Source organism: Rufibacter immobilis (genome assembly GCF_003721565.1).
Classification (GTDB): domain Bacteria; phylum Bacteroidota; class Bacteroidia; order Cytophagales; family Hymenobacteraceae; genus Nibribacter; species Nibribacter immobilis.
On the sequence record NZ_RJJE01000009.1, the window covers coordinates 658,323 to 670,643 of the forward strand.

The 12,321-nt window shown below is 53.5% G+C and carries 8 protein-coding genes; 4 read left to right on the forward strand and 4 right to left on the reverse strand.

Annotation, left to right across the window (positions count from 1 at the left end; all coding sequences use genetic code 11):
- Nucleotides 1-194 precede the first annotated feature (194 nt).
- The 4 genes from purN to EFA69_RS09990 all read right to left on the reverse strand — a co-directional run bounded on the left by purN (nt 195) and on the right by EFA69_RS09990 (nt 4,110).
- Nucleotides 195-788, reverse strand: coding sequence for a phosphoribosylglycinamide formyltransferase (purN, locus tag EFA69_RS09975; protein WP_245964536.1), 594 nt, complete (start codon nt 786-788; stop codon nt 195-197).
- A 970-nt stretch (nt 789-1,758) separates the two neighbouring features.
- On the reverse strand, nt 1,759-2,661 hold the full coding sequence (locus EFA69_RS09985) for a TIGR03915 family putative DNA repair protein (RefSeq protein WP_245964537.1): 903 nt from the start codon (nt 2,659-2,661) through the stop codon (nt 1,759-1,761).
- Nucleotides 2,612-2,761 (reverse strand): hypothetical protein, encoded by a 150-nt coding sequence (locus EFA69_RS20270; RefSeq protein WP_183906739.1) that lies wholly within the window; start codon nt 2,759-2,761, stop codon nt 2,612-2,614. Before EFA69_RS20270 ends, EFA69_RS09985 begins: the two co-directional genes overlap by 50 nt.
- A gap of 83 nt (nt 2,762-2,844) precedes the next feature.
- Nucleotides 2,845-4,110, reverse strand: coding sequence for a putative DNA modification/repair radical SAM protein (locus EFA69_RS09990; protein WP_123132938.1), 1,266 nt, complete (start codon nt 4,108-4,110; stop codon nt 2,845-2,847).
- 381 nt (nt 4,111-4,491) lie between these two features.
- Between EFA69_RS09990 and EFA69_RS09995 the strand changes: the two genes are divergently transcribed.
- From EFA69_RS09995 to EFA69_RS10010, 4 genes are all read left to right on the forward strand, one after another.
- The gene (locus EFA69_RS09995) at nt 4,492-6,192 is read left to right on the forward strand and encodes a hypothetical protein (protein WP_123132939.1); all 1,701 of its coding nucleotides are present in this window, start codon (nt 4,492-4,494) and stop codon (nt 6,190-6,192) included.
- Between the two features lie 266 nt (nt 6,193-6,458).
- Nucleotides 6,459-10,169 carry a PKD domain-containing protein gene (locus tag EFA69_RS10000; protein ID WP_123132940.1) on the forward strand — a complete coding sequence of 1,237 codons (3,711 nt, stop codon included), beginning with the start codon at nt 6,459-6,461 and terminating at the stop codon, nt 10,167-10,169.
- Nucleotides 10,170-10,180: 11 nt separating this feature from the next.
- Nucleotides 10,181-11,215 carry a PorP/SprF family type IX secretion system membrane protein gene (locus EFA69_RS10005; protein ID WP_123132941.1) on the forward strand — a complete coding sequence of 345 codons (1,035 nt, stop codon included), beginning with the start codon at nt 10,181-10,183 and terminating at the stop codon, nt 11,213-11,215.
- 189 nt (nt 11,216-11,404) lie between these two features.
- The gene (locus EFA69_RS10010; RefSeq protein ID WP_123132942.1) at nt 11,405-12,241 is read left to right on the forward strand and encodes a CvfB family protein; all 837 of its coding nucleotides are present in this window, start codon (nt 11,405-11,407) and stop codon (nt 12,239-12,241) included.
- The last annotated feature ends 80 nt before the right edge of the window (nt 12,242-12,321 follow it).

Sequence of the window (12,321 nt, forward strand, 5' to 3'; positions counted from 1 at the left end):
AGATGAAACTCTGCCTGGCCGGAAAGCAACGGGCACAGTTCTCCGGTTCACTGGTTTTTTCCCGCCGGAACCAGTGGTAATGCCCCCAAGGGGCTTTCCCAGGAAAAACATGTAAGAAGCAGTCCGCAAGAGACACGCCATTACCTGAGAGAGCAATTGGAAGAGGCGTGCCTGGTGCGTCATCATGGTACGGGTTAGCTGGGCGTTCCGGTGGTGAGCAATTTCTCTACTACGCGGGGCAGGTGCCGGTGCTCCAGGGCAAGTACCCTAGCCGACAGGGTTTCGCAGGTATCCTGGGGCTGCACCTCACAGAATTCCTGAAAGATGGGTGCACCTTCATCATAGTGCTCATTCACGTAGTGGATGGTAATGCCGGTTTGGGCCTCGCGGGCATCCAGTACCGCCTGGTGCACGTGTTGCCCATGCATACCCTTGCCCCCAAACTTGGGCAGCAGAGACGGATGGATGTTGATGATCTTATTGGGGAACGCCTGCACAAAAGAAGCAGGCAACAGCCACAGGAAACCGGCCAGCACAATCAGGTCTGGGGAGTAAGATTCTACCTGCGCCTGCACTTCACCGGCCTTGAGGGCGGCTCTGTCAAACACCAGGGCAGGCACCCCAAAGTTCTGGGCCCGCTGCAAGGCGAACGCCTCTGCGTTGTTGGAGAAAAGCGCCACCACCTGTATCTGCGGATGCTGCTCAAAATGCTCCAGCAAACGCTGTGCATTACTCCCGGAGCCGGAAGCAAAAATGACGATGTTCTTTTTTTCTGAAATGGTACCCAAAACGGCTTGTACTGCGGATGGAAGAGCAAAGATAGTGTTTCTAAGCTATTTTTAAGGGAACAGAAAAAAAAGCTAAAATTTTCTCTCCCGGCCTTCCGCGTTTGCCTCTAGCGGCTGCCCCGGCGGTCTATTTGCATTTAGGGGCTCTTTTTCTGAAAACTGCCCCTAAACGCAAGTTTCATGAACAGCCATGTTTTTTTCCTCGAGCGGTAAAAGAGGGCAGCGAATCGGTCAGATATCTTTGCTGAATTTTGACTGGTTTACGCTCCTGCCGTTGTTGGTGTTCTCACTAACAGCCAAGCAGACTGCGGTTGCCAGCGCAGAGTCCCCCTTTGAAGGGGGTAGGGGGATGTTTACACAAGCAGATTTATCATTTGCTGATCTGTTAGCAAGGGCCGCTACACTCCCCATTACCTCCCTTGCCGAACCTCCTGCTGCTTTCGCCGTTGTTGGTGTTCTCACCGACAACCAGGACTATCGCTCCGGTTAGCTACCCGTCTTTACTCTTTACCTCCTTCATGCTAAACTCATGGCGGCTGATGCGATCTGCCTGCGTTTGTCACTTTTCTCCTTGATGAGAAAAGTAACCAAAAGAATCAAGAAGAAAAGAAACTCGCTGACGCTCGGACAGTCTTTTCTTCATTTGAGGTACCACCGGGCAACCATCCTCTGTTCCATAGGGAGCGCGGGCCATTGCAGGCTTTTAAGGGCCAAGCATGCTCCCGCTAAGCGCCTCGGGGCATGCCGCCCCTGCGTTGCCCGCTTCCGCAGGCAAGCCAACTGCTAGAGGGACCGCTTCCTAGCCTTTTGCATGCCTTCCTCGTCCTGTGGATGTGGCTGGAGGGCGGGGCGCATGAATTTAAGGAACTGCATGTTGATCCTTGGTTGCGGGACTCCCCTCCCGGGAGGGGCGGGGAAAGTTGCGTTTAGCGCCTCTTTTTGGAAAAACAGCCCCTAAACGCAATTAATGTTACGCACCCAGCCTTGGCACGCCGGTGGGCACCTGTTTGTTCTGGATGGGCTTGTGCGCCTGCCCCCGGGGCTTCTTCTCCGTGAGGTATTTCCAGTAGCGCTTGGGCATGTGGCGCAGGTGCAGCTTTTTGTTTTTCCGCTCCGGAATGTTCACATGGTCAAAATAGGCCTGCCACAGTTCCTGGTAAAGGGGTTCCGCAGAAGTTAGAACAGCAGGATCAAGCTGCCCTTTCCTCAGTCCGGGAGGTGCATCCTCCAAGGTGACCAGGGTTACCCGCTCTACATCATAATACGCCCCGTACTGCCGCCGCACGTCATAGATGAGCCACGGCTGGTCTGCGTACCGGCTTTCAAAATGCGCGATGACCAAGGGCAGCACGTTGAAATCTGGACTGATGGGAGCTACGTACAGGCCGTCTTGCGTACGCTGGAACCGAATAAAAGCCTCCATGCGGTGCTTCTCCCGGAACATCTGCTTGCCTACCGCGGCCATTTTCTGCACGCTTCTGTTCGCGAAGTTCTCCTCCACCCCACCCTCAGCGCTACTGAAGACCAACTGCACAAACTGGAAGATAAGCATCTCAAAACCCGGCTGCTCCCAGAGATACGCTTTGTACACGTTTTCCCAAGCCGCCTTTGACAGCTTTTTGCCCAGCCCGTCCCACACCCGCTTGGCTTTGCCAGGGTCTGTGGGCACAAAATGATGCGTGGCGAAGATGCCGGGAGGAGCCTCTCCTTCCCTGCCTATCTGCGTGGGCCACGCTTTGCGCTCATACGCTTCAAACACCACCGTCAGGAGGCCTTCAAAGGAACCATCATAGGTATAGAAGTGCATGGCGCGTGAACTCAACTTAGGAAGCGATACGAACGGAAGTGCGTCTGCCGGAGCCGTTGTTCTCATGGCGCTGGGCGGCAATCTGGCGCAGATAGGGCACCAAGGTGCTCAGTTTGCAGCGGAAAGAAACAGGGGCTACGGTTTGGCGGTTTACTACAGATGGCATGGCTTTGGTTTCTTTATGAGGTTTTACAAATACAATTCTCTTTCTCTTGATGGGTGCAGGGGAATTAGCTCTCTGGCTTACATTCAGCTGGCTTGCTGAAACAGATCCAGCTGGCTTCCCCACAGTTGGGCACGGCTTCCTTTCTCCCCGTACATGATTCTTCTCCGGATGGCTTCCTCGTCCCATTCTCTTGTCTCCAAACTGCGCCCTCCGCAGGTAATGAAATATTTGGCCCTTTTGATGACCACCCCTATCTGCCGCAGATGCTCCCAGGTGAGGTGGGCGAAGCGGCGGGCTGCCACTATTTTTTTCGCAGACTTCAGCCCAATGCCCGGCACCCGAACAATGACTTCATAATCTGCCGTGTTGATCTCCAGCGGGAACAAATGCCGGTTGCGCAACGCCCACGCCAGCTTAGGGTCTATCTGCAGGTCCAGCTGGGGGTTCTGCTCATCCAGCAGCTCATTTACCCCGAAACCGTACAGACGCACGAGCCAATCGGCTTGGTAGAGCCTGTTCTCCCGGATGATGGGGGGAGTGCTGATAATGGGCAATCGGCTATCTGCACTCACGGGCACGTAGCCAGAATAGTAGACGCGCTTCAGCTGGAAATTCTGGTACAGGCCATCGGCTAAGGTCAAAATCTGCCGGTCACTCTCGGGCGTGGCGCCCACAATCAACTGCGTGCTTTGCCCGGCGGGCGCGAAAGAGGGCGTAGATTTGAACAGTTTCTTTTCTTCCTTCACCAATACCAGTTGGTCCTTGATGTGCCCCATGGGCGTGAGCACCTCCGTGAAGTTCTTCTCCGGCGCCAGCGTTTGCAGACTTTGCTCCGTGGGCAACTCAATGTTCACGCTTAGTCTATCGGCGTAGAGGCCAGCTTCCTTCACCAGTTCTTCGCTGGCTCCCGGAATGGTTTTCAGGTGGATGTATCCGTTGAACTTATGCTCCTGGCGCAGCTTCTTGGCTACGCGCACCAACCTTTCCATGGTATAGTCGGCGTTCTTGAAAATACCAGAACTCAGGAACAGCCCCTCAATGTAGTTGCGGCGGTAGAAATTGATGGTGAGGTCTACTACTTCCTGCACCGTGAAAGCAGCCCGTTTCACGTCATTGCTTTTCCTGGACACGCAATAGGCGCAGTCAAAGATGCAGAAGTTGGTAAGCAGGATTTTGAGCAAAGAGACGCATCTGCCGTCTTCGGTATAGCTGTGGCAAATCCCCATTCCCTCTGCGTTTCCTAATCCTTTGCCTTCATTCTTGCGTTTACCGCCGCTGGAAGAACAGGAAACATCATATTTAGCCGAATCTGCCAAAATACTTAGTTTTTCTTGGATCGAAATTTGCATCTGCTGCGCGTATTAACTCTCTGATTACGTTAGCAAGTTACAAACACTGCTGCTAATTAACTAATATTTTTAGCCACAACTTTTCAACACCCTGTGGATAAAACTAATTTAAATAGCAAAATAATTCCTATTACTGTTATACAGAGATTTTGCCTTATTTTGAAGGATGGAGAATCACGAATAATGGCGGTTCAGGCATTTTTTACACGTTGGAACTTACTTTTTCTGCCAGTGCTGCTAAGCTGCTGGCTCAGTAGCTTCTGCGTCCAAGCCCAGGATCTACCGCCCGTTTCTCCGCGAGACACCGTTAAAACGCCTGTTGACACGGCTAGCCACCAGCGTTTTCTGGAATCATTGAAGCGCATAAGCCAGAGGAAAACTTTGGTGGGTAGGGCGGTGAAGGCGTTGGTTGTATTCAAGCCCCGGCGCGTCAATGAACCCGCAGAAAACTCCCTGCTGCCACCAGCGCATGAGCAACATAATTATAAAGTAGTCCGGAGCATTTACTTCAAGCGCTTAGATGCTTTTGGCTATTCTATCAATGACACCCTGGCCGTGCCGGATAACGGTCTGGAAAGGCTGGGCAACGCCCTACACATGCGCACCAAGCAAGGGCTCCTGCGCAACCAGATCCTGTTCAAAGAAGGCGATTTACTGGAACCTCTGGATTTATCAGAATCGGAGCGTTTGCTCCGCCAAACAGACTACCTGCTAGATGCCCGGGTGTTTGTGAATGACTCCACCTCCACCAAAGACAGCGTAGACATTGTCATCATCACCAAGGATGTGTTCAGTATTAATGCTTCCGGCTCGGCCAGTACTTCGGGAACCCGCCTGGCCTTACGCGACATCAACTTCATGGGCGTGGGGCACCAGATCAGGACCAACTACCGTTTCGGCTTGTCTGACCCCCAGCCCTGGCAGTTTGAGGGGAGCTATTTCATCCAGAACATTTCGCACAGCTTCATTTCCGCTGAGCTGATCTACCAGAACACCTATTACTACAAACAGCAGAGCATAGGGTTCAGGCGCGACTTCTTCGCGACCAACACCAAGTATGCGGGTGGGGCTCAGGCGGCCTGGTACCAGACAAGGCAGCCCGACTATTACCAGGACGGTGTTCCACTCCCCGACGAAGAGATAGTCCATGTTCCGCTGGATTACAACATCCAGGACTTTTGGATTGGTCGCGCATTCAGGCTTAAATCCTATGATCTGGCGCAGGAGAATCCGGGCAGGTTTATAACCGCCGCGCGCTTCATGAACATCAAATACACCCAGGGAGGAGGCCCTACGCTGCAAAGCGCCCGTCTTTACCTTTCCGCTTTCGGGTACAGCTTCAGGAAGTATTACAAAGACCAGTATCTCTTCGGTTTTGGTAGAACGGAGGATATTCCTGCCGGAAACCTTTTAGCCGTCACCACTGGCTTTGAGGATGGTGCCTTCAAAAACCGCATGTATCTGGGTTTGAAAGGAGCTTTTGCCAAATACCGTCCCGACTTTGGATATCTCTACGGAGGCATAGAATACGGCAGCTACCGGAACAAGAGCGCGTGGGAACAAGGAGTTTTTATGTCTGAGGCCTTGTATTTCACGCCATTGTACCGGCTCAGAAACTGGCGCTGGCGGCATTTCCTGTGGCATAGAACGGCACTGGGAATTCGTCGGCCAGACCTCTTTGCGCTAGACATTGACCAGGAAGACGGCATTAGGGGTTTCAGATCTTCCAGTGTGCGGGGTTATCGTAAATTTGTTCTGAACTATGAAACCAACCTTTTCACGCCGCTCACGCTCCTTGGGTTCAGGCTGGCCATTGTTGGTTTTGCAGATGCTGCCTGGCTTACCAGTACAGAAAACAAATCTCCCCTGAAAGAAAAACCCTATACCGGTTTTGGCCTGGGCTTACGGTTCCGGAACGAATACCTCACGTTCAACACCATTCAGATTCTGTTAGGATATTACCCACGCTTGCCACAGGTAGATGGGCATCAGCAGGATTTCAAGATCTTCCAGACTACCCGCCAGTACTATGACTTCAATGACATGCGCTTTACCCAACCTTTGATTTCAGAATTTAGGTAATAGTTCTATCTAATTATTATTTCCATCCTAAACTACAACTAAATAGCTATATTACAGGTAGTAACCCAAAGTCATTGCTACGAAGCCTTACAATTAAACCTGTGCTGCTGGGACTGATGCTGTAATCTAAATCTGTAAGCTATATTGCGTTGAAGTTTTACCCACTTATCTTCAGGAGCGCCTGCCTGTGCCTTCTGCTAGTATGGCAGTATAGCACTCAAGCCCAGAGCACGTCTAACCGAGGCCGTGACTTCTGGATAGGCTATATGGCGCATATCCAGAATGAGATAGGCCCAAACACACAGGGTGGTATCTCCGCCATGAATTTGTATGTCACCTCCCAGGTGACCACCCAGGCACAGGTAACAATTGGGCAAGGCGCTCCCAAAACGCACCAGGTTAATGCGAACTCCGTCACGGTTATTCCTATTAGCCCCAGAGATGCTTATGTAGGTTCCAGCGAGAGAATAGAGAGCAAAGCCATTCATGTCACCGCCAATGACCCCATAGTGGTATATGCCCACATCTATCACTTGAACAAGTCTGGGGCCACCTTGGTGTTGCCCGCCAATACGTTGGGGCGCTCTTATTACGCCTCCAGCTATACCCAAACCGATTCCATGGGCGCAAGAGCGGCCTCGCAGGTGATGGTGGTGGCATTGGAAGACAATACTACCATTGAGATTACCCCCACCGGCCCCACTTTGGGTGGCCAACCCACCGGTCAGGCCTTTTCTCCCCCCAGACCGCTTATGAAAGGGGAAGTATACCAGGTTAGATCCCTGCAAGACCTCACCGGCACCAAAATTGAGTCCATTGCCGCAGACGGGGGCACCTGCAAAAGAATCGCAGTTTTCTCAGGGAGCTCTTACACGGCAATCCCAGAGCCCTTCACCTGCCCTAGCAGACTCTCCGGCGACAACCTGTACCAGCAACTATACCCCGTTAGTGCCTGGGGCAAGAACTTTGTGACAAGCCCGTTCAGCAGCCGTCGGGCCGGAGATATTTACCGAGTATTGGCTTCTAAAGACAACACTATCATTCGGGTCAACGGAAGTTCAGTCAGTAGAAACCAGGGGGAGTTCTATGAATTTGAAAATGACATTGCCAATTACATTACCGCTTCAGAGCCGGTACAGGTAACACACTACACCAAATCCCAGTCCTGCGATAACGTTCCCAGCGATCCGGACATGGTGCTCATCAATCCGGTAGAACAGACTCTGCGGGAGATCACGCTCTATTCCTCCCCTAATTTCCAGATTTCCCGTCAGTACATCAACATCACCATGAAAACGGCGGAAACCGGTTCATTTAGGCTTGACGGTCAGGCGGTGGCTTTTAAGCCGGTACCGGCCAATCCGGAATATTCTTACTCCCAGAACGCAGTCAACTCAGGCAACCATTCGCTTACGGCAGATAGCGGTTTTAACGCCATTGCCTACGGATTTGGCGACGTGGAATCCTACGCCTATTCAGCGGGGGCAAACGTCACAAACCTCAACCAGAACATAACGGTTCTCTCTGACAGCATCTGTGATGGGCGCAGCATCCGGTTCAAAGGGTTTGCCCAGTATCAGCCCCTTGCCTGGAAATGGCACTTTGGAGACGGCGCTACCTCTACCCTTCAAAATCCTTCGCATCTGTTCCCAGGCCCGGGTAAATACACTGTTTCACTGGTCACTACTAAGTCTAACGGCAATGACTGTAACTCTCAGGACTCTACTTATATAGAGGTGGAAGTTCATCCCAATCCTAAGGTAGATTTCACGGTTGACCTTGCCTGCTCTAATGAAAGCACTCGCTTTACAGACGCTTCTGCTCTCACCACCGGAGAGAAGATCATTGCCTGGCGCTGGAATTTTGGAGACGGCACTACGTCCAGTGAGCAGAATCCTTCGCACCGCTTCCCTAAACAAGGCAGCTATACCGTCACGCTTTCTGTTACCAATCAGAACCTGTGCATTAGCACCTTAACTAAGCAGATAACAATTGCAGCACCGCCAGCCGCCCGTTTTCAGGCGCAGGAGGCCTGCGTGCAAGCAGCTATGGCCTTTCAAGACCAATCTAGTGTACCGCAGGGGCGCGTGGTGCAGTGGGAATGGGATTTTGGCGATGGCACCGAACGTTCTACTGAGCAGCACCCCCAACATCAATTTTCCACCGCCGGCACTTTTACCGTCAAACTTAAAGTTATCTCAGACCAAGGCTGCCGCGATTCTACGCAGCAAACCGTACGGGTGAATCCTAAACCAACAGTAGCGTTCCGTTTACCAGATATATGCGTGCGGGATGAGGCCATTTTCCAAAACTTGTCTACCGTGCCGGCAGGCACTATGAGCTTTAGATGGGAGTTTGGAGACGGCAACACCAGCACCGCCAACTCGCCGCGGCACCAATACGCCACCGCAGGCACCTATACGGTAAAACTGGTTGTTACTACCAACAAAGGATGCCAGGACAGTGTCTCCCAAACGTACACCATTAACGGGGCACAGCCCATACCAGACTTTACCGCCTCTTCTTTCTGCCAGGAGCAGGGAGTTAGCTTTTCAGACGCCAGCACTATTTCCTTCGGAAAGATTCTGCGGCGGCAATGGAGCTTTGGCGATGGCTCTTTCTCTGAGGAAGCCAACCCCACCCATACATACAAAACACCTGGCACCTACCAGGTAACACTGCGGGTTTGGTCTGGCATTGTGTGCATGGAGTCTATCAGTAAAACTATTACCGTGCTTCCCAACCCGCTGGCCTCCTTTACCGCACCCAACGTCTGCGAGGGCAATTCTGTGATTTTCGCCAATACCACCCAGCACCGGGGCAGCGGCAACCTCACGTACACCTGGGATTTTGGGGATGGCACCACCTCCACAGACACCAATCCCACACATTTATATACCGCACCCGGCACCTATACCGTCACGTTAAAAGCCCAGGGCGCCAACACCTGTGAGCAGACATTCTCAGGCGCTGTCACCATTTATCCTATGCCAAAGGCTGACTTCTCCCCTACGGTAGGCTGCGTGGCAGACGCGGTCACGTTCCAGAACAGCAGCAGCCTGGCAAGCGGCCAAATGACTACCTGGGTCTGGGACTTCGGTGATGGGAACAAAACTTCCTCAGAGCAGCCAACCCATACCTATTCCAGTCCCGGCAGTTACACGGTTAGCCTCACTGTTTCGTCAGCGTTGGGTTGTTCGCAGACCGTTCAGAAAATCATCCAGATTGCTCCCCCTCCAATAGCGCAAGCGGGGCCAGACCAGTTGCTCTGTGGCCAGACCTCCACCCGGTTATCGGCCAACGCCCCGGCTCCGGCAACTGGCGTCTGGACGGTGATTCAAGGCACGGGCGGTTCCTTCTCTGACGCTAACAGTCCCACCGCAATTTTCTCGGGAAGCTTCCACCAAACGTATCTGCTGCGCTGGACGGTAAGCAACAGCCCTTGCAAGAGTGCCACAGACGAGGTGCAGATCAGGATAGAACCCACCCCGGCAGCCGACGCGGGACCTGATCTCCTATTAGAGGAAGGAGACAAAATAACTTTGCAGGGGAGCGGACAGGGGCAACTCTCCTGGACACCCACTATCGGCCTGAGCAACCCTGACATCAGCAACCCTGTTGCCTCACCGGCCACTACCACCACTTACTACCTCCATGCCCGCTCTGAGGCCGGTTGCACCAACCTGGATAGCATGGAAGTGAAAGTGGTGAAACGGCTGCAGATTCCCACGGCATTCTCCCCCAACGCCGACGGCACGAATGACACCTGGGTTTTGGAGGGAATTCAGGACTACCCGCTCATCTCCATTGAGATCTATAACCGTTGGGGACAGTTGGTCTACTCCACCCGGGGCTACCCTTCGCCCTGGGACGGGAAACGCAACGGCTCTGACCTGCCCATTGGCGCCTATTATTATATCATTGATCCTCACAACGGTCTCCCTAAAAAGTCTGGACCGCTTACCATTCTTCGCTAAAGCCAGCGCTTATGAGAACGTCGTACAGCTGCCTCCTGCTTTTCCTGCTCTGCTTCCCACTTTGGGGGCTGGCGCAGCAGGTGCCGCATTACAGTCAGTACATGCTCAACCCTCTCCTCATGAACCCAGCGGTCAGCGGCACAGACAATTACCTGGATGTACGCGCCGGTTACCGCAACCAATGGACTGGCCTAGCGGGAGCCCCCACCTCCTATTACCTGAGCGGCCATATGCCCCTTTCCCGCCTGGACTACCTGAGCCCGCCCACCACTTTTCAGCCCCAGCCGGTCATCAAAGGCAAGCTGCGCGTACGGTGGCGCCCCGAACATCAAAACAATGCCCAGAAAATCCGTCCGCACCACGGCGTGGGCATCTTGGTACAGGCAGACAAAGCCGCCGGGCTCAAACGCACCGAAATTCAGTTACTTTATGCCTACCACCAGCCGCTCACCCCCTCGCTCAAGCTAGCCGCCGGAGTGGCCGCCGGGCTCACCCAGTTCAGTCTGAACCGCGACATGCTCACCTTCGGGAGTCCCGGCGACCCGGTCATGAACGCCGATGAGTACAACCGCCTGCTGCCCAACGTAGGGGTGGGGGTATTGCTGTACAGCAGCACCCTCTTTGCCGGCGCATCGGTCACGCAGGTGCTGCCTACGCCCTTCAGCTTCAGGGAGACGCGGGGCAAAATCCCAGCCAGGCAGCAGCGCCACCTTTACGTGCACGGCGGGTACCGTATGCTGGTGAGTCCAGACTTCAGCGTGATGCCTTCCGTGGTCATGAAATACGCCGCTCCCAGCCCCCTTTCCGTTGACCTGAATGTAAAAGTGTTCTGGCGCGATCAGTTCTGGGCCGGGGGCTCCTACAGATTGCAGGATGCGGCCGTCATTACCGCCGGTTTCCAGTACAAGCAGAAGTTCCACCTGGGCTATGCCTATGACCTCACCACCTCTGGCCTGAACCAGGTAAGCTACGGTTCCCATGAACTGGTGCTGGGCCTCATGCTCCGCAACCGCCGCTCAGTGTACTCGCCGTCCCAGTACTGGTAGGGCGTTTAGGGGCCGTTTTTCCAAAAAGAGCCCCTAAACAGAAAGCCAATTACTCTAACCTTCTGCGTTTAGCGGCTCTTTTTCCAAAATCAGGCTAAAAACAGATTTCTGCCCACAAACTTCCCCAACCCTTGAAACGAGCCGCTCAGATTCTCTACCTTTGTTCCTGAACCTCTTACACCAAAGACAATGCTGCATCTAGGCGACTACAACTACCTGGAAATCCTCCGTGATCTGGAACATGGCCTTTACCTGGGCTCAGACGACGGTGATGTCTTGCTGCCCCGCAAATACGTTCCGGCCGGGGCACAGGTAGGCGACATGATCAGCGTGTTTGTGTACAGAGATTCTGAAGATCGCCTCATTGCCACCACCCTGGAGCCCAAGGCCAAAGTAGACCAGTTCGCCTGCCTGCAGGTGCGGGACGTGAACAACTATGGTGCGTTTCTGGACTGGGGCCTGGAAAAAGACCTGTTCGTGCCTTACAAAAACCAGCACGATGACCTATACCCCGGCCAGTGGGCGCTGGTATACATTTATTTAGACGATAACTCAGACCGCCTGGTAGGTTCTTCCAAACTGGCTCCTTACCTGAGCTATGACCCTATTTCCCTTCAGGAAGGCGAGGAAGTACAGCTCCTCATTGGTCCTGAGAAGGCGCTGGGCTACCAGGTAATCGTGAACAACAGCTACCTGGGTATGCTGTACCGCAACGAGGTGTTCCGCCCGCTACAGCCGGGTGAGTACACCCAGGGCTACGTGAAGAAAGTGCGGGAAGACAACAAGCTGGATGTGAGCCTGCAGAAACAAGGCTATGACGAGGTGGAACAAGCCGCCCAAACCATCTTGCAGCGCCTACAGGCCGAAAACGGCTGGCTCCCGCTCACGGATAAAAGCGCCCCAGAACTCATCTATGACACCCTGGGCATGAGCAAGAAAACCTTCAAGAAAGCACTGGGCAATTTATACAAGCGCGGTGCGGTGCAGTTGCTGCCCCAAGGCACCCAGTTGATTACTACTTCCTGAGCAATACCCGGCCCGTAGCGTCTCCTTAATGCGACACCTTTTCCTTTTGGCCTTTTGCTTAAGCAGTTTCACCGCTGCCT

What these genes read in the sequence shown, in the direction of transcription:
- EFA69_RS20270 (WP_183906739.1), bottom strand. Translation starts at nt 2,761, where the DNA reads ATGCCATCTGTAGTAAACCGCCAAACCGTAGCCCCTGTTTCTTTCCGC.
- EFA69_RS10010 (WP_123132942.1), top strand. Translation starts at nt 11,405, where the DNA reads ATGCTGCATCTAGGCGACTACAACTACCTGGAAATCCTCCGTGATCTG.
- EFA69_RS09990 (WP_123132938.1), bottom strand. Translation starts at nt 4,110, where the DNA reads ATGCAAATTTCGATCCAAGAAAAACTAAGTATTTTGGCAGATTCGGCT.
- EFA69_RS10005 (WP_123132941.1), top strand. Translation starts at nt 10,181, where the DNA reads ATGAGAACGTCGTACAGCTGCCTCCTGCTTTTCCTGCTCTGCTTCCCA.
- EFA69_RS10000 (WP_123132940.1), top strand. Translation starts at nt 6,459, where the DNA reads ATGGCGCATATCCAGAATGAGATAGGCCCAAACACACAGGGTGGTATC.
- EFA69_RS09985 (WP_245964537.1), bottom strand. Translation starts at nt 2,661, where the DNA reads ATGAGAACAACGGCTCCGGCAGACGCACTTCCGTTCGTATCGCTTCCT.